The sequence below is a fragment of the Desulfomonilia bacterium genome, assembly GCA_036567785.1.
GTDB lineage: Bacteria > Desulfobacterota > Desulfomonilia > UBA1062 > UBA1062 > DATCTV01.
Genome location: DATCTV010000060.1, coordinates 123,209 through 141,631 on the forward strand (window position 1 = coordinate 123,209; position 18,423 = coordinate 141,631).

Consider the following 18,423-nt stretch of genomic DNA (forward strand, 5'->3'; position numbering starts at 1 on the left):
GGAGGGAATATGGGTTCGGAAAATTCATTCGAATATATGGAAGGTGATATAGATACCAATATCGTTTCCCTTGGAAACGCCAGAATAGATTCGCCGGTAAAAGGCACCATGTTCATTGAAGACGGCGAACGCACGCTGATCGACACATCTCTCGCATTTCTTGAAAAGTGCAGGCTTCAAGGCCGCTATCCTTCGACGTTCGAAATAGCGGGCCCGAGGAAAAAGATATTCTTCGACCCGTCAAAGACAAAAGCGGGCATTGTTACATGCGGCGGGCTCTGCCCGGGCATAAACAACGTCATAAGAAGCATAGTCATGGAATTCTACTATATGTACGGTGTTCATAACATATGCGGGATACCGTTCGGACTTCAGGGTTTTATACCCAAATACGCACATCCCATAATCGATCTGACACCGCAATCGGTAGAGCACATACAGGAGAGGGGGGGAACAGTCCTCGGCTCATCTCGCGGGGGACAGGACATATCTGAAATCGTAGATGCAATCGAAAGGCTTAATTTGAATATCCTCTTTTTCATAGGAGGCGACGGAACGCTCAAGGCCGCTTCAGCCGTTGCAAAGGAAGTGCTTGCCAGAAACTACAAGTGTTCGGTCATAGGCATCCCCAAGACAATCGATAATGACATCAGTTTCGTAAGCAAGACCTTCGGTTTCGACACCGCCGTAAAAGAAGCCAAGAAAGCCATCATGTGTGCCCATGCCGAAGCCAAAGGCGCACCAAACGGCATAGGCCTCGTAAAGTTCATGGGCCGGGATTCCGGATTTATAACCGCCTATGCAGCGCTGGCACAGGGCGATGCAAATTTTGTCCTTGTACCTGAAATGGATTTTGACCTTGATGGGGAAAACGGATTTCTATCGTGTCTTGAAAAAAGGATTAAAAATCGCGGCCATGCGGTCATCGTCGTCGCAGAAGGCGCGGGCCTTAAATTCTTCGATAGCGCCAATGCGAAAAAGGACGCCTCTGGAAATATAAAGATGGGTGATATCGGCATCTTCCTGAAAGACGCAATCCAGAATTTCTTCGCAAGGATAGATATGCCGATCAACCTTAAATACATCGATCCCAGCTACATGATAAGGAGCGTCGAGGCCGACGCCACCGACTCCATATTCTGCGGGCTCCTTGCCCAGATGGCGGTACATGCTGGTATGTCGGGCAAGACCGATATGCTCATAGGCAACTGGGGAAACAATTATGTCCATATACCCATCGCTTTAAGCGTAAGAGAAAGAAAAAAGATTGATGTTAAGGGACCGCTCTGGATGAGCGTCATGGAATCCACCGGCCAGCCGGTAATGAAAAACTCATGAAAAAATAAAGGAGATCATCATGTCAAGCGACAATGACGACCTTATTATTGACCTTACCGAATTGATGGATGAAGAAGACTCAGCCAAAAAAGAGGTGCCCGTTGACCCGGCCCCTGAAGTAAAAACTCACAGACCCGAAACGGCAACCTTTGACCTGGGCAGAGAGCTTTCAAAGGACGACAAACCCTCGGAAAACTCGAAGGAAGATTTCGACTTTGACAGGATATTCAGGGAATCGCTTGAAAGCATAGCCACGCCTAAAAAGTCCGAACCTGTTCAGCCTGAGAAAAAAGAAGAACCGGAATTTCCTTTTGAAGAAAAGCCTGTTGAGGCCCCCGCTGAAGATATATTCAATCAGCAGGCAGAAGAAACTTTTGAGCAGAAAGCGGAAGAGACTTTTAAAATCAATACCGGAGAATATTCAAAATCTGCAGATAAAGAGGCCGTGATCGAAGCGGCCAGAGAATCTCTGACGAAAGACATCCCTGAAATGGTCGAATCCATAGCAAGGCCTGTAATAACGGACCTCATAAATGAAATTGTCGCGTCTGTTAAAAAGGACCTGCCCGGCATAATCGAAAAAGTCATCCGCGAGGAGATCGAAAAGCTCAAGAAAATAGACTGACGGCTTGCTGGATTTATACTCGCTTTTTAATTATGCGCCAATCAATGTCTATTTTTGTTTCTTATGCATACACCTGAGGAAAATCTGAAAAAGAATTGACTAAAACCGGTTAATAAATGATATGTGGATGGCTTAAGATCATATCCAGGAGATAATATATGCTTGATCAGGATTACAATCCAGGTGAAATCGAACAGAAATGGTATGAATTCTGGCTTGAAAAAAAATATTTTCATGCATCCACGGAAAACAATAAGCAGGCCTTCTGCATAGTCATTCCGCCTCCCAATATAACCGGCGTCCTCCACATGGGGCATGCTCTCAACAACACGCTTCAGGACATTCTCTGCCGCTACAAACGCATGGACGGCTACAACACGCTCTGGATGCCGGGGACCGACCACGCAGGCATTGCAACACAGACTGTTGTCGAAAGGCACCTCGCAGAAAACGGAACTTCCCGACATGAACTCGGAAGGGACGCATTCATCGCCGAGATCTGGAAATGGAGGGAAAAGCACGGCAGCCTCATAATAAACCAGCTCAAACGTCTGGGTGCATCATGCGACTGGGACAGGATAAGGTTCACCATGGACGAGGGCCTTTCAAAAGCGGTTCGCAAGGTGTTCGTAACACTTTATAACGAAGGGCTCATCTACAGGAGCGATTACATCGTGAACTGGTGCCCGAGATGCCACAGCGCAATATCAGACCTTGAAGTCGACCACGAGGAAGAGGACAGTTTCCTATGGCACATCCGCTATCCCATGGAGGGAGGCGGTGAGGTTGTGGTGGCCACCACGAGGCCCGAGACCATGCTGGGCGACACTGCCATTGCGGTCAATCCCGAGGATGAGCGCTACAAATCATTCGTTGGCAAAAACGCGATACTGCCCATACTCAACAGACCGATAAAGATCATACCGGACCCAGTCGTCGACCTGGAATTCGGCACCGGAGCTGTGAAGGTGACTCCGGCCCATGACCTCAACGATTACGAGATGGGGATAAGACACAAATTAGAAACAATCGTTATTATCGACGAGTCGGGCAACATGTCGCCGAATACCGGCCCTTACAAGGGCATGGACCGCTTCGAATGCAGGAAGCAGCTAGAGATTGATTTGCAGGAGCAGGGCTATCTCGTTGACAAGACGCCTTATAAAGTCCCGGTGGGGAAATGCTACCGCTGCAAGACCGTGATTGAGCCATATCTTTCAAAGCAATGGTTCGTAAAGACGAAGCCCCTCGCCGAAAAGGCCATCGACGCCGTGAAAAACGGTGCCACGCGCATAATCCCGCAGCAGTGGGAAAAAACGTACTACGAATGGATGAACAATATAAGGGAATGGTGCATTTCCCGTCAGATATGGTGGGGCCACAGAATCCCGGCATGGTTCTGCGACGACTGCGGCGAGGTCATAGTAAGCACGACCGACCCGGAAAAATGCACCAGGTGCTCTTCAGTAAATATCAGGCAGGAGACCGACGTGCTCGATACATGGTTCTCATCCGCGCTCTGGCCATTCTCAACCATGGGATGGCCGGACGAAACACCGGAGCTGAAAATATTCTACCCCGGAAGCGTTCTGGTCACCGGTTTCGACATACTCTTCTTCTGGGTAGCGCGCATGATGATGATGGGGCTGAAGTTCATGGGAGACGTACCTTTCAGGGACGTTTACCTGCATGCGCTGGTCAGGGACGAGCACGGTCAGAAGATGAGCAAGACCAAGGGAAATTTCGTCGATCCCATAGTAGAGATGGACCGCTTCGGCGCGGACGCGCTCAGGTTCACTCTTGCGGCATTCGCCGCAATGGGGCGCGACGTGCGCATGAGCGAAAAACGCATACAGGGCTACCGCTTCTTCATCAACAAGATATGGAATGCGGGAAGATTCGTTCTGAATAACACAGGCGAGAATTACAATCCCGAGGCGGTTGAAACAGCAGGGCTCAAGTTCTCCACAGCGGATAAGTGGGTGCTGACCGAACTCAACAAGACGATTATTGAGACACGCTCCGCTCTGGACGAATACAGGTTCAACGATGCGGCTGAAGGTCTCTATCACTTCACGTGGCATACCTTCTGCGACTGGTATATCGAACTCTCAAAGCCCATGCTCGAAAGCGAGACCTCGGATACGACCAGATGGGTCCTTATTCATGTGTTCAGGACAATCCTGGAAATGCTGCACCCGATCATGCCCTTTGTAACCGAAGAGGTCTGGCAGCTCCTTCCCGGAAAGAAAGCCGATTCCATTACAATAACGGCCTATCCGTCCGGGAACAATGCATTCAACTTTGCTGAAGAAGCACGCCATATGGATGTCATTATCGAGCTTATTTCAGGAATAAGGAGCATAAGGGGAGAGTCCAATATATCGCCTTCAGTCGAGCTTGAAGCCGTCCTTAAACCTAAATCGCCAGATGTAAGGACCATACTTGAGGGACACATGAATCTTGTCAAAAGGCTTGCCAGGGTCAAAGGGCTTTCATTTGTCGAGAATGACGCACCTAAAAAGAGCGCCTTTGCTGTAACGGCCGACATGGAGATTTACATACCTCTTGAAGGCGTAATCGATATTGCCAAGGAAATGGACAGGCTGAACAAGCAGCTCAAGAACGTAAAGGCTGATCTTGAGGCAAAGGAAAAAAAGCTTTCCAACAGAAACTTCATTGAGAAGGCCGACCCCGAAGTTGTCGAGGAGCAGAAGAGGCTCAAGGAAGAACTGAGCTTCAAACTTGAGAAGATCGAGAGGGCGAGAAAACTCCTTGAAGGATAGAAGAAAAGACTTCATCAAGGAGTTCATAAAACTAGCCTCAATTGATTCCACAAACAGGTATGCCCTGGATTATGGGAAACCTTTTGCAGCAGTAACCGCTGAAAAGCAGGAGGCTGGCAGAGGCCGGAGGGGACACCAGTGGTATTCGCCTGAAGGCAATCTCTATCTGACAATCACTCTTCCCGGCATGGATACCCGATATACGGTTCTGGCGGGTGTTGCTGCAAGAGAGGCTATAGCTGATATCCTTCCCACAGAAGAACCCCTTATCAAATGGCCGAATGACATCCTGATAAGAGGCAGAAAAGTTGCGGGAATCCTGTGCGAATCAAGGGCGTCTATTACCGCGGTCGGGATCGGAGTCAATATAAACCAGATAGAATGGCCCGAAGAGCTTGCCGGCAAGGCAGGTTCGCTCAAGCTTTTTTCAGGCCGGTGTCATGCGATAGGTGACGTGGCAGACCTGATAATCGGCTCAATTGAAAAGTGGTATGGCAAACTAACAGACATGGGATTTGAACCGATAAAAGAATACTTCCTGAAATACCATATCAAATCCGATTACAAACCCATGCTGCCCGACGGAACCGGGATCACCATCAGGGATATCGATCCGGACGGTTTTCTGATGATCGAGGCAAACGGGATAGAGAGAACGCTCATCAATGAAGAGCTGTTCTTCTCAGGTTATACAGGTTTGTGATCGAGCCTGCTGTTCCTGAAATATAGGAATATGTCGGCAAGAACCATAAGCATATTGATTATATACAGGTATATGACCATATCGAAATTATAAAAGATCTTGTGAAGAATGCCAGCTGTATATCCTATGAGAACGATAACCAGAAAAACGATGCTCTTGCCCTTTGATGTCCTCGAAGTATAGGATTTATAGATCGAGGAAGGCCATGCCGCCCCGAAGCATAAAAGCATCATGGCCTCGAAAATGCTCACCTGATATTAACCGACGACCGCACCCATCTTGAATATCGGCAGGTACATCGCCACTACAAGGAAGCCGATCGTGCCGCCCAGAAAGACCATAAGCATAGGTTCAAGGGACGCGGTAAGGGCCGAGACTGCGGCATCGACTTCTTCATCATAGAAATCGGCTATTTTGGCAAGCATATTGTCAAGTGCACCTGTTGCCTCTCCGACTGAAACCATCTGAACGACCATGCCGGGGAAAAGCCCTGTTGCTTCGAGCGGGTCCGCCATCGGTTTTCCTTCACTGATCGCCTGCCTGACATTTTTAATGCCCTCTTCAATTACCAGGTTTCCTGATGACTTGGATGTGATCTCGAGACCGTCCATTATAGGCACGCCTGAAGATATCATTGTCGAAAGCGTCCTGGAAAACTTTGCAACCGCGACCTTCCTGAGAAGGGGACCGAATAACGGGAGTTTCAGAAACACCTTATCTACCTGGTACCTGATCTTCGGAACCTTCATGGCGTATCTGAAAGCAGCCAACAGAGCCACAATGATTATTATCATCACCCACCAGTATCCCCTGAAAAAATTGCTCATGCTTATAACCATCTGGGTCGGGGCGGGAAGAGAGCCTCCGAAAGAGGTGAACATCTCCTTGAATGTAGGAATTACGAATATCATCAGTATGGCTACGACAACAACCGCCACACAGATGACGATTATCGGATATACCATTGCGCTTTTTACCTTTCCCTTGATCGCTTCAGATTTCTCCATGTGCAGCGCCAGCCTGTTGAGGATGATATCAAGAACACCGCCAAGCTCTCCTGCTGCAACCAGATTGATGAAAAGATCATCGAATACCTGAGGATGCTTCTTCAGTGCATCGGCAAATGTCGAGCCGCCTTCAACATCCTGCCTGATGGTCGTGATAATCCTCTTGAATTCAGCATTTGCCTGCTGGGTTCCCAGTATCTCCAGACATTGAACAAGGGGCAGTCCCGCATTTATCATGGTTGCGAACTGTCTGACAAAGACAACCAGCTCCTTTGTCCTGACCTTTTGCTTTAATAATACGATATTTTTGGGTTTGGACTTTACCTTTATTGGAGTGATTCTCTGCCTTCTGAGGATCGTATTTACCGATGCCTTGCTTTCGGCATCGACTTCACCTTTTTTTAAAGTCCCGTCAGCAAGTTTGCCTTCCCAAACGAATACTGGCATTGGTTATCTCCTCTCTCCCCCGGGATTTATCTTTATCCCTCCCGTAGAAGTCATCATCTGCTTGAGTTCTTCAACATCCACCGCCCACCCGAGGGCGTCCTCAAGGGTTATAAGCTTCTTCAGATAGAGGTTATATAAAGACTGGTTCATGGTCTGCATGTTGTGCTTTGACTGTCCGACCTGCATCTGAGAGTATATCTGGTGAATCTTGTCTTCCCTTATAAGATTTCTTATTGCAGAGGTTGCTATCATCACTTCACATGCCAGCACCCTGCCCAACCCGTCAGCCCTTGGAAGAAGCTGCTGGGCGATGACCGCTTCAAGCACGAATGCAAGCTGGGCACGGACCTGCGGCTGCTGGTGCGAAGGGAATGAATCCACTATCCTGTTTATGGTCTGAACAGAAGAATTCGTATGCAGCGTCGCAAAAACAAGGTGTCCGGTTTCCGAGATCGTAAGAGCCGCCTGCATTGTTTCAAGGTCCCTCATTTCCCCGATGAAAACAACATCCGGGTCCTGTCTAAGGATATGCTTCAGCGCACTCCCGAAATTTCTTGTATCGCTGCCTATTTCTCTCTGGTTCACCAGACAGTTCTTGTGCTTGTGCACAAACTCGATCGGGTCTTCTATCGTAATTACATGCCCCCTGCGCTCCTGGTTTATTTTGTCAAGAAAGGCGGCTAGGGTTGTTGATTTACCGCTTCCAGTAGGGCCGGTGACCAGGATCATCCCTCTCGGATATGATGTAAGCTTGCCGGTAACACTAGGCAGTCCTAGCGCCTCCAGTGACATGATCTCATAGGGGATCATCCTGAAGACACCTGCGGGTGCGCCCCTTTGAATGAAAATATTCCCCCTGAAGCGCGCCAGGCCCTTCAGTCCGAATGAGAAATCAAGCTCCAGGTCTTCTTCAAATTTATGTTTCTGGGCCTCGGTTAACAGGGAATAAAGCAGCTGCCTGGTATCAGGCGGCGTGAGAGCCGGTTCATCCAGGGGATAAAGATCTCCCCTCACCCTTACCTGTGGTGAAGAACCAGTGGTGATGTGAAGGTCGGATGCACCTTTTTCAACCATTTTTTTCAGCAGATCATAAATAGTACTTTCCACAACACCTCCAATTAATCCGGCATAGTTGTCCTTAGAACCTCTGACACGGATGTCACACCTTCGGCTATTTTCGTCAGACCACTCTGCCTGAGCGTTTTCATGCCCTGGTTTATCGCCTCTCTCTTTAGCTCGGATGCTGAAGCACCCATCAGTATCAGTTCCTTGAGAGAATCCCCTACCGTCATTACTTCATAAAGGGCCACCCTGCCTTTGAAACCCGAGTTATTGCACACAGGGCATCCGCTGCCTCTCTTCGGTGTAACCTTTTTTGCAACCTCAGGATCCATGCCCATCTGGATCAGTGTTTCAACAGGGACATCATCGTTTGTAATGCATTCCCTGCAGATCTTTCTTGCAAGCCTTTGAGCAACTATAAGGTTGACCGAAGAGGCCACAAGGAAAGGCTCGATTCCCATATTAAGAAGCCTGTTGATTGTTGCCGGGGCATCGTTAGTGTGGAGGGTGGAAAGGACAAGGTGCCCTGTGAGGGCGGCCTTGATTGATATCTCCGCCGTCTCGAAATCCCTGATTTCACCGACGAGGATGATGTCAGGATCCTGCCTCAAAAAAGATCTCAACGCAGCAGCGAACGTCAATCCGATTTCCTCATGCATCTGTACCTGGTTGATGCCGGGGAGATCGAATTCGACCGGATCTTCTGCGGTCGATATATTGGTATCGATTCTGTTTAATTCGGAGATGGCCGAATACAATGTAGTTGTTTTGCCTGAGCCTGTAGGACCCGTGACCAGAACCATACCCCAGGGTTTGTAGATGCCTTCCTTGAATTGTTTTAATGCTTCCTCTTCAAATCCGAGTTTTGTCATGTCAAGCTGCAAAGTCGCCTTGTCCAGAATACGAAGAACTACCTTTTCCCCGAACAGCGTCGGCAGCACAGATACGCGGAATTCAACCTCCTTGCCGCCCTGAACCCTCAGCTTGATCCTTCCGTCCTGCGGAAGCCTTCTTTCGGCAATGTCAAGCTTGCTCATGATCTTCAGTCTTGATGTGATTGCATTTTTGAAGCGCATGGGCGGTTTCATAATTTCCTGAAGCATACCGTCAAGCCTGAACCTGACACGTACGAACTTTTCATAGGGCTCGATATGAATGTCGCTCGCCCCCTTTTTTATCGCATCGACAAGGATAAGGTTAACAAGCTTTATTATCGGGGCCTCTTCAGCTTCATGGGCAAGATTACCGGCAGTGACATCATCATAGCTTTCATCAATTTCGACCCCCTCTTCAAAGTCTTCAAGGCCTGACAGGGCATACTCCATTTCATTTTCTTCAGCCTTGCCATAAAGGTTATCTATTGCCCATTTAAGGGATTCCTCTGATGTCACATATACTTCTATTGAATAGCCGGTAAGGAATTTAATGTCATCAACGGCGAAGATATTTGACGGATCGGTCATTGCAACTTTCAGCGTTGAGCCTGACCTGGCAAAGGGAATTGCGTTATATTTAAGGACAATGTTCTGTGGAACAAGCTTTATTGCTTCATGATCCACCTTGGTATTCTTTAATACAATTGCCGGAAGCCCGTATTGCTGCCCCAGGAAACCCACCAGTTCCTCTTCGGAAATATATCCCAGCTTTACAAGCTGAGAACCAAGCCTCACACCGCTTGCTCTCTGGGCCTTCTGCGCTTCCATCAATTGTTCCGGTGTGATAAGCGCGTTTTTAACCAATCGTTCGCCAATTCTTTCGGTAGCCATTACACTCCTCGGTAAGCCTATCGGCAAGACTTCTTATCTTCTTTAACGAAACAGCCAAATAATATTTAATTATTGAAATGGTATCAATATTTATGCCAGGCATTCCACAAATCAACAACCGGCACTGATAGAAAAACAATTACAGGCTATTTTCCATCCTTTGAATTCCTTGCCCTGTCGGCCAGATTTATAATCCTGCTGCCGGTCTTCCTGGATACCTGTTTTTCCGTTTCAGTCCTTTCAGGTGACTGAGCAGATATTTTAACCGAGTCAAGCCTTACTGGAATATTATTCATTGTAAACGGTTCACCATCCACCTGCGCCTCCCTGAGAAGCCATGTTATTTCCTGCGGCGGGAAAGTGAGGAAAAGCATTTTGACCTTGAACCATCTTGGTTTTACATCCGCTTCATAATCCTCTATCCTGGCATATACGGAGGGCTGGTTATCTATGTACACAGCAACAATTTCACCGATTTTTCGCATATTTTACTCCTGACACATTACCGCTCTTTTTTTCAAACAGATGAAATCCTTCATATAATTTTTTTTCATTTATTTTTTACAAAATCAAGAAATATGATATGAACAATATATTGATCTGTACTTACGGGGGGATAATGTCCGAACAGATACTTTTTGTAGATGATGAAAAATTCATTTTAAGCCTGGCTGAAAGAATCTTTCAGGACCGGGGTTTCGATATCCTTACATTCCTGAACGCTCAAGATGCCCTTAAATGCGTAAAGAACAATGAAATAGCCGTTCTTGTGTCCGATAACATGATGCCTACCATGACCGGAATAGAGCTGCTGTCAAAGGTACGTGCCATTTCACCTGATACCGTCTGCATCCTGATGACCGGTTATGTTAATCTGCAGACGGCCCTCGATGCCATCAACAAGGCTGAGGCCTTCAGATTCATAGTTAAACCATGGGACAACAAGTCCCTTATTGAAATGATTGATGATGCAATGAAACGCTATAAACTTAAAAAATCAATCAGAACGGGTGATGAAGCGACTATGCTTTCCCTGATCCATGCCCTTGAATTAAGAGATCCATATACAAAAGGTCATTCTGAAAGGGTTGCAGAATATTCCATCATGCTTGCACTTGCCCTTGATGTCCAGCCTGAGAAGCTCAATGCGATCAAGTACGGCGGCTGGCTTCATGACTGCGGAAAGATCGGAATTTCTGAAAACATACTGCATGGCGAAGGCCCCCTGGATGAGGCACAGCTGCATATCATAAAAAACCACCCGTTGTGGGGTGCCGATATTGTGAAAGATGCCCATCTATCAGAATCTACCGTAAACATAATTAGATACCATCATGAGAGATTCGACGGAAATGGTTACCCATTCGGCTCGAAAGCTCATAATATACCTATTGAAGCAAGAATAGTAGCTGTGGCTGATGTATATGACGCGCTTACCACTAAAAGATCTTATCGTGATGCGTATTCAAAAGAAACCGCGCTAGAGATCTTATCCTCCATGAAAGGAAACGTACTTGACCCGGAGATTGTTGATGTATTCACTGCCTTATTTGAGAAACAGACACCGAAAAGAACTGAAAGTCTCCAAGAAAACTATCACAACTGACAGCCCGCATAATGTTAAACATTGATGCATAACCTTTCAGAATCAGAATGGAATGTCATCAAACCCCTCTGGCTCCTGAGATGCTGCTCCCGGATCGTTGAAATCCTTTGATTCCGAATTATCCATCGGACTCAAAATCTGCATCGCATTCGCTACGATCTCCGTCGTATAGCGTTTATTCCCGTCACGGTCATCCCATGACCTTGTCTGAAGCCTGCCTTCAATATAAACCAGTTTGCCTTTGGATAAGATCTTTGCACAAGTCTCTGCAAGTTTTGACCATACCACTATCCTGTGCCACTCCGTTCTTTCCTGACGCTCGTTGTTCTGATCCATCCAGTAGTCACTTGTTGCCATTGTAAAGTTTGTCACGGCCCTTCCTGACGGAGTGAATCTCATTTCCGGGTCCTTTCCTAGCCTTCCTATAAGAATTACCTTATTGAGCGAACCTGCCATATTCCCCTCACTTTCATTTCTTTGATTAAGGCCTCATGTATGTCCCGAAAGATCTGTAATCATCGTTAGAGATATGTCCATCCTGATCGGGTCCATCCAACAGGCTCTTGAAACGGTCTCTCATCATGTAATCAAACTCCTGCCTGGATAACCTATTGTTCTTGTCACTATCTGCATTATTGAATTTCATCATCCAGTAGGCCCTGCATTCCTGAGTGGTAACATTGCCGTCATTATTTTTATCCATTTCCCGGTAAACGGGCGCCAGGGTCGGATCCATAATTCCTTTTTTCAGAGCCGTATCACTGCACCAGTAAATAATAAATTTTTCGACGTCAGGTTCTCCACCTCCATCTTTGTATAGCTGATCGTAATATTTCATCTGTTTTGAAACGTATTCATTCGAAGATATCCTGTTGTCATTGTCTGTATCATAATCCTTGAAAGTTGATCCTTCATGATCCGATGCGATATTCTCATTATAATCCTGGGTTTTCTGATTACTCGCATCTTCCTGACGGGATTTCATACCTGATGTGCATGAACAAAGACCTAAAATAATGACCGGCAATAAAATTTTAAAAGCAAAATTCCTGTACATATACATACTAACCCCTGTTAAAGGAAAGATATTTTTCAAACATGCAAAAGTCAAACTAATTGCTTATATATTCATTGTCAACTCCATAAAGGTCAGAGAACACAGATGGTCTTTATAAGGCATCTGCGGTTCCTCAGATAAAATCCGGTGGACAACTTTCGGTCTTTACAGATAATACATGCCTATGAGAAATATTTATAAAACCGTCTCAGGTAATGCACTTATAATTGTCCTGATTCTGATTGCTGTCGTGACAGCCCTTTTTTTTATCCTTCCTCTCGGGGGGACAGCAGGACAAATAAAAGAGTCCATCACGTCCTTTGTAATGAGGACACCGCCAAGATTCATATCCATTGAAGTCAAGGTTAATGATGAGCCCAGGATTATAAGGGCAGGACAGTCGCTTCTTATTCATGGAAACGAAACACTCGTTATTACCGGAATAAATGCCAATACATTTTTCAAAAGCTACCTTAATGCAGATATTGAAGGCTTCGGCAAACAGAGTGAACTGAATCAGAGTATTTCAACAACAGAGATAAGGAACCAGCTTATCGATACCGGTATCAGGTCGATCCCCATCGATATATATTACATCAGCCATGTCATTGCAAAGGTCCCTATTGAGATCGAGGTGGGAGAGGATGATTTTATTAAGCAGCTTAAAACAGCCAAAGATGCAAATGAACAGATCACGATCCTTAGAAATGCATTCAACGCCTTCCCCAAAAACAGCTTTTTCATAAAACAGCTTGAAGACTTGCTGACGAACAAGGGGGACCTTCAGGGCCTTGTCAGCATATATAAAAAGCAGCTGGAAAATGACGGCCTTGATGAAAACGTATTGACAAAGCTGACAAACACATACATCAGACTCGGCCTTCTTGATGATGCAGAGAAATTGAATACGGACATAATCGGCAACAACCAACAGACCGCCCATACCTATTACAGGCTGGCCTTGATTGCAGGGGCAAGGTCTGATCTGGACAAAAAAATTTCATATCTTGAAAAGGGCCTTCTTATAGACAGGAAAAGCAACGACATAATCCTTGAGCTGGGAAGAGCCTATGAAGAAAAAGGCGATAAGGCAAAAGCCCTCGAACTTTACAAATCCATCTCGTATGAATCCACCAGCAGGGAAGTGCTCATTGCGGTAATTCAGGATGCGGTAAAGAAAAAGGATTATGAAACGGCAGAGCCTCTGCTTAAAAAATATATAGATCTCTATCCTACAGATAAAAATGCAGTCGCTCTTCTGGGAAAGATAATGGGAAACATCGGTGATCCGGAGTCACAGGTGGAATATTACAAGAAGGCCCTGGCCCTGTCGCCGAATGACACCGTTGTAATGTTCAACCTTGGTGTAGCCTATGAGAAGGCAGGTAATAACAAGGACGCATTGAAAACATACAGTTCGCTTCTGAAAATAAAACCGGGTGACCCGGATGCCCTTTCAAGAATATCATCACTTTACCTTAAGCAGGGCCGCAATGCTGAAGCGTACAAGTACTTCAGCATGCTTTCCGGTTCGAAAGAGACAAAAGAAAACCTGAGAGGACTTGTTGAATCATCTTACGCATTGAATGATCCTCAGAAAACGATAAGCGCATGCAAAAAATACCTTGCCAGATATCAGGACTATGATGTTGCCTTGATACTGGCAAAAACCCTGGAAAAGGTCGCTGATACCAAATATGGCAGCGTTAAGGCAAAATATGTCAAGGACGCCCTTGATGCATATATAGCTGCTGACAAGATCAAGCAGACAGAAGCCGTCGAACAGAAAATTATCGACCTGACTAAAGAGAGAAGAAAACTTCTTAAGGATTTGAGGTAGTACAAAAGAAATATTGCCATGTGGAAACAAATAATAAGCCATCACAATGAAATAGAGCTTCTCAAATCTTATGTTCAGACAGACAAGATTCCACGGACACTTCTCTTTTCAGGTATGAAGGGGATAGGAAAAAGCATGGTGGCCCTTGAATTTTTCAAGGCGCTTAACTGCATTGCATCACCTGCAGAACCATGTGATAAATGCGGCAGTTGCATAAAAGCAGCCAGCGGGAATCACCCCGATTTCATTAAAATTATCCCGGATGGTTCTGAAATAAAAATAGACGATATCCGTAGAGTACTTAATGAACTCGGCCTGAAACCTTTTCTTGCAAGATACAGAGTCGTTGTCATAGAGCCGGCCGAGATGCTTAACAAATCCAGCGCCAACATACTTTTAAAATCCCTTGAAGAACCTCCCAATACTACAATATTCATTTTAATCAGCCATAAACCAGGCCTGCTGCTGCCGACAATTATTTCGAGATGTCAGGAGATCACATTCAAACCGATAGCATCTGACAATTCAGAGATTAATATTGATCCGGTCATCCTGAGACTGACCTCCGGTGCAATCGGAGGCATTCTTGACAGCGATCTTGAGTATGTTTCCTTTATAAGAAACAAAATAATCAATATTCTTCACGGCAGTGACCCTTTCAGTACTGCGGAATCCGTCGCAAGAAAAGACGGTGATATAATGATTGCATTTTCCATCATTGAATCTTTCATAAGGGATTTTATGGTTGCGCATCTCGGAAGCAGCCATGTCATCAATGAAGAAGTGCTTTTGCTTCCTCTAAACAATATGGACAGTTATTATTTTGATAGCATTTTAAAAACACTTAATGAAATCAGGTCTATGAGGGACAGTAGTATCAATCTGAAGACAGCCCTCAGCGGAATTTTTTACCAGATGGGCGATATAATACAAAGATGAAACCGGATTTCTTTTAAAAAATACTATGCTGTTCTTTTTATCCTCTTTTTTTTATCAGGCCTTGCTTTTAAAAGTACGTACACTGCACCTGTACCGCCGTCGCAAGGTCTGGCCGAACAGAATGCCAGAATATATCCGGAGAGGGGCCCTGAAGACAGCCAGTTGATGACATGATTTTTGAGAACAGGGCCTTCATGGGATTTAAGACCACGGCCATGAATAATCATAATGCACCGGTACCCCATTGAATAACTGTTTCTGACAAACAGAGAGACTTTTTCTTTAGCCTCTTCAGCCATAAAACCATGAAGATCCAGATAAGACTGCACGGCCAGTTCTCCATTTTTCAATTTCTCAATTATCAAAGGTTCAAGGGTTATTATATGCCCTTCAACATATTCCCCTGTCTGCCTTATATCAAACCTTGTGCCGCCACTTACTATAGCCCTCAGAACATTCATAACTTCAACATTATCAGAGTTTATCGATTTGCTTATGTTGTCCAGATACATCACTTTATCCGCTGGTTCAGGTGTGATCCTGTTATGCTCCAGACGCTTCGTACCAGCCATTGCCGCGTTAAAGACATCTTCATCAGTTAGATCAGTGGTCACTTGAGGTTTTATCTCAGGTTTTTTCGTTTTATCCTGTTCAGGTTTGCTTTTGACAGACACCACGCTTTTAAGAATATCGAACGGTGTATTGAATCCGGCCTCTTTTTTCATTATCATCTAAATAGCAAAAAAAAAGGGCCCACTCAATAAGGTGGTAGTGGGCCTAAAAAAGGAGGTCTATAGCCCATAGACTTGTGCTATAGCTTATAAGTATATATAAGGATAATTAAACATATGTCAAATATATTTATCCAATGACGTTATTAAAGAAAATTAAATGTAACAGGCCCCGTTTGGAGGGAAAATGAATATTCATCAGGTAAGAATTTTTTATATAGCTGCTCAAACTCTTAGTATTACAAAAACGGCAAAAAAACTTCACCTTTCACAGCCTTCGGTTAGCATCCAGATAAAAGATCTCGAAGATTCCCTTAATGTTAGACTGTTTGACAGAATAAGCAGGAAAATATCACTGACCGATGCAGGACAGGTGTTTTATGAATACTCTGGAAGGATAATTTCTCTTATTGAAGAAACCAAAGCGGTGATGAGCGAGTTCGGGACCGGCGATAAAGGAAAAATTATTATTGGCGCCCCGAACACAATAGGTATCTATATACTCCCGCGTTTTCTTGGAAAGTTCAAAGAACTTTTCCCGAAAGCCGAAATATCTCTTCATTCATTAAACAGACAGGAAGCAACAGATCAGGTACTTTCAGGTGAAATTGACTTTGCATTTGTGCAGATGATTCCAAAGCATCCTGACCTTAAATCAGAATTTTTCATGAAGGATGAACTCGTCATTATCTGTTCGAACAAACACAAATGGGCAAAACTTCCTTATCTGACTATTGAAAAAATCAAAGAAGAGCCTGTCGAGGTTATCGCCAGGGAAGAAGGTTCAGGAACAAGAGACATTATCGACTACATGAGCAGGAAATACAATATCGAAGTCAAGATTGCCATGGAACTGACAAGTACTGAAGCTGTCAAGGCATCTGTGGAAGCCAATCTTGGCGTTGCTATCCTGTCAAGAAACGTGGTCAGCAGGGAGGTCAGAGAAGGATCTCTGTCAGCTCTTACAGTTAAAGGCATCGATTCGCATAGAGAATTTTTCATTGTTTACAATAAGAAGCGCAAGTTTATGTCTATGATGAAAAAATTCTATGAATTCATGCTTGAAACCAGGAACACTATAGAGGAATGAATGAGATAAAAGATACGAAAAGAATTGTTTGATAAGGAGGAAACCATGTTAAATCTTGAAGTCAGTAAAGAAGAACTTGGCCTTATCAGCATGCTGTTAAAAAAAGAAGAGGTTGTAATGAGAATTGAGCTTCATCATGCGCGCACGTATGAATTCAAGGATATGCTCAAAGAACGTGACAAGATAGTAATCGGCTTGCTCGAACGTATCAGTAAAATCCTCCCCGAGTCGGCATAGCAGTCCCTCCCAAAGGCAGTAATATTATAACTCCGGCTTTTTTAAGAAGGAGTTTATGATTGTTGTATTGTCAAAATCCTGTGTATATGCAATTAAACTCACATCAGAAAAATCTGCGCAGAAAATGTGCTTAATAAGGATTTCATCATGCCCTCCAAAAAGTCTGATAATTACATAAAAAAAACAAGGGTTGCCACTCTATCCGTTGCATCGAACTCAATTCTTGTTCTTTTGAAGCTCATAGTCGGCATAATGATCGGATCAGTGTCGATCATATCGGAAGCGATACACTCAGGAGTTGACCTTCTCGCTGCGGTGATTGCATTGTTTTCAGTACGCACATCAGGTATCCCTGCAGACAGGAAGCATCCCTGGGGTCACGGCAAGATTGAGAATATATCGGGAACCATTGAAGCCATCCTTATATTTCTAGCTGCTGCCTGGATCATTTATGAAGCAATCCACAAACTCATCAACCCGACAGGTGTCGGTGAAACCGGTCTGGGCGTTATTGTAATGCTCATATCGGTTACGGTGAACATTATTGTTTCGCATAACCTTTTCAAAGTCGGAAAAGAGACCGATTCAGTGGCCCTTATGGCGGATGCGTGGCATTTGAGGACCGATGTCTATACATCGGGCGGCGTCATGATCGGAATGGCAGCCCTATACATCGATGATATTATGAAACTCCCCTTCAACCTCCACTGGGTTGACCCTGTTGCAGCTATGGTTGTCGCACTCATGATAATCAAAGCCGCTTTCCAACTCACCAGGGAATCTGCAAAGGATCTGTTGGATGCAGGTCTGCCTTCTTCTGAGATAAATTGGATCCGCGAGCTTGTAATCATGCACAGGCCACAGGTCCTCGGGCTTCATCAACTGCGCACCAGAAAAGCAGGCCACTTCAGATTTGTGGAATTTCATCTCATGGTCGATCCTAACATGACGGTGGAGGCCTCTCATGAAATTACCGATGACCTTACAATGCACATTTCCGAACACTTTCCCGACACAAGCGTTACAATTCATGTCGAGCCGTGCAACGATAAATGTACACCGAAATGTGTCGAAGGCTGCTTTTTGAACGAATCAGAACGAAGAAATCAGCTTAAGTTTTAATCCAAACATTCCTATATAAGTAAATATGAGTTAATATAAGTATCTTTTTTCTGGACATCATATAAAT

The 18,423-nt window shown here is 45.1% G+C and carries 18 protein-coding genes; 10 read left to right on the forward strand and 8 right to left on the reverse strand.

Annotated features, from left to right (window positions below; translation table 11 throughout):
* The first annotated feature begins 9 nt into the window (after window positions 1–9).
* The 4 genes from VIS94_15400 to VIS94_15415 all read left to right on the forward strand — a co-directional run bounded on the left by VIS94_15400 (window position 10) and on the right by VIS94_15415 (window position 5,452).
* On the forward strand, window positions 10–1,338 hold the full coding sequence (locus VIS94_15400) for an ATP-dependent 6-phosphofructokinase (GenBank protein ID HEY9162463.1): 1,329 nt from the start codon (window positions 10–12) through the stop codon (window positions 1,336–1,338).
* Window positions 1,339–1,357: 19 nt separating this feature from the next.
* Window positions 1,358–1,963 carry a hypothetical protein gene (locus VIS94_15405; GenBank protein HEY9162464.1) on the forward strand — a complete coding sequence of 202 codons (606 nt, stop codon included), beginning with the start codon at window positions 1,358–1,360 and terminating at the stop codon, window positions 1,961–1,963.
* Between the two features lie 158 nt (window positions 1,964–2,121).
* Window positions 2,122–4,749: a valine--tRNA ligase gene (locus tag VIS94_15410; protein HEY9162465.1), complete on the forward strand. Its 2,628-nt coding sequence runs from the start codon at window positions 2,122–2,124 to the stop codon at window positions 4,747–4,749.
* A complete protein-coding gene (locus tag VIS94_15415; GenBank protein ID HEY9162466.1) occupies window positions 4,739–5,452 on the forward strand; it encodes a biotin--[acetyl-CoA-carboxylase] ligase in 714 nt (237 codons plus the stop codon). Before VIS94_15410 ends, VIS94_15415 begins: the two co-directional genes overlap by 11 nt.
* Here the strand turns inward: VIS94_15415 and VIS94_15420 are convergent.
* The 5 genes from VIS94_15420 to VIS94_15440 all read right to left on the reverse strand — a co-directional run bounded on the left by VIS94_15420 (window position 5,437) and on the right by VIS94_15440 (window position 10,219).
* Window positions 5,437–5,703: a hypothetical protein gene (locus VIS94_15420; GenBank protein ID HEY9162467.1), complete on the reverse strand. Its 267-nt coding sequence runs from the start codon at window positions 5,701–5,703 to the stop codon at window positions 5,437–5,439. The two genes, VIS94_15415 and VIS94_15420, sit on opposite strands and share 16 nt — an antisense overlap.
* 6 nt (window positions 5,704–5,709) lie before the next feature.
* Window positions 5,710–6,906: a type II secretion system F family protein gene (locus VIS94_15425; protein ID HEY9162468.1), complete on the reverse strand. Its 1,197-nt coding sequence runs from the start codon at window positions 6,904–6,906 to the stop codon at window positions 5,710–5,712.
* A 3-nt stretch (window positions 6,907–6,909) separates the two neighbouring features.
* The gene (locus VIS94_15430) at window positions 6,910–8,013 is read right to left on the reverse strand and encodes a type IV pilus twitching motility protein PilT (GenBank protein ID HEY9162469.1); all 1,104 of its coding nucleotides are present in this window, start codon (window positions 8,011–8,013) and stop codon (window positions 6,910–6,912) included.
* Between the two features lie 11 nt (window positions 8,014–8,024).
* Complete coding sequence (gene pilB / locus VIS94_15435; protein ID HEY9162470.1) at window positions 8,025–9,734, reverse strand: type IV-A pilus assembly ATPase PilB; 1,710 nt, start codon at window positions 9,732–9,734, stop codon at window positions 8,025–8,027.
* A 146-nt stretch (window positions 9,735–9,880) separates the two neighbouring features.
* On the reverse strand, window positions 9,881–10,219 hold the full coding sequence (locus tag VIS94_15440; protein HEY9162471.1) for a hypothetical protein: 339 nt from the start codon (window positions 10,217–10,219) through the stop codon (window positions 9,881–9,883).
* 134 nt (window positions 10,220–10,353) lie between these two features.
* Between VIS94_15440 and VIS94_15445 the strand changes: the two genes are divergently transcribed.
* A complete protein-coding gene (locus tag VIS94_15445) occupies window positions 10,354–11,340 on the forward strand; it encodes an HD domain-containing phosphohydrolase (GenBank protein ID HEY9162472.1) in 987 nt (328 codons plus the stop codon).
* Window positions 11,341–11,382: 42 nt separating this feature from the next.
* On the opposite strand, the gene VIS94_15450 is transcribed toward VIS94_15445, so the two are convergent.
* Together VIS94_15450 and VIS94_15455 are read right to left on the reverse strand one after the other, a co-directional pair.
* Window positions 11,383–11,796 carry a single-stranded DNA-binding protein gene (locus VIS94_15450; protein HEY9162473.1) on the reverse strand — a complete coding sequence of 138 codons (414 nt, stop codon included), beginning with the start codon at window positions 11,794–11,796 and terminating at the stop codon, window positions 11,383–11,385.
* A 25-nt stretch (window positions 11,797–11,821) separates the two neighbouring features.
* Entirely contained in the window at window positions 11,822–12,325 is a 504-nt protein-coding gene (locus tag VIS94_15455; GenBank protein ID HEY9162474.1) for a hypothetical protein, read from the reverse strand.
* Window positions 12,326–12,575: 250 nt separating this feature from the next.
* Between VIS94_15455 and VIS94_15460 the strand changes: the two genes are divergently transcribed.
* On the forward strand, window positions 12,576–14,237 hold the full coding sequence (locus VIS94_15460; protein ID HEY9162475.1) for a tetratricopeptide repeat protein: 1,662 nt from the start codon (window positions 12,576–12,578) through the stop codon (window positions 14,235–14,237).
* An 18-nt stretch (window positions 14,238–14,255) separates the two neighbouring features.
* Window positions 14,256–15,176, forward strand: coding sequence for a DNA polymerase III subunit delta' (locus VIS94_15465; protein HEY9162476.1), 921 nt, complete (start codon window positions 14,256–14,258; stop codon window positions 15,174–15,176).
* Between the two features lie 23 nt (window positions 15,177–15,199).
* Here the strand turns inward: VIS94_15465 and VIS94_15470 are convergent, their stop codons facing one another.
* Complete coding sequence (locus tag VIS94_15470; protein ID HEY9162477.1) at window positions 15,200–15,901, reverse strand: Smr/MutS family protein; 702 nt, start codon at window positions 15,899–15,901, stop codon at window positions 15,200–15,202.
* Between the two features lie 193 nt (window positions 15,902–16,094).
* Here VIS94_15470 and VIS94_15475 point away from each other — a divergent pair, with 193 nt between their 5' ends.
* From VIS94_15475 to VIS94_15485, 3 genes are all read left to right on the forward strand, one after another.
* Window positions 16,095–16,997 carry a LysR family transcriptional regulator gene (locus VIS94_15475; protein HEY9162478.1) on the forward strand — a complete coding sequence of 301 codons (903 nt, stop codon included), beginning with the start codon at window positions 16,095–16,097 and terminating at the stop codon, window positions 16,995–16,997.
* Between the two features lie 45 nt (window positions 16,998–17,042).
* Entirely contained in the window at window positions 17,043–17,234 is a 192-nt protein-coding gene (locus VIS94_15480; GenBank protein ID HEY9162479.1) for a hypothetical protein, read from the forward strand.
* Between the two features lie 147 nt (window positions 17,235–17,381).
* Window positions 17,382–18,356, forward strand: coding sequence for a cation diffusion facilitator family transporter (locus VIS94_15485; protein HEY9162480.1), 975 nt, complete (start codon window positions 17,382–17,384; stop codon window positions 18,354–18,356).
* Window positions 18,357–18,423: the final 67 nt, after the last annotated feature.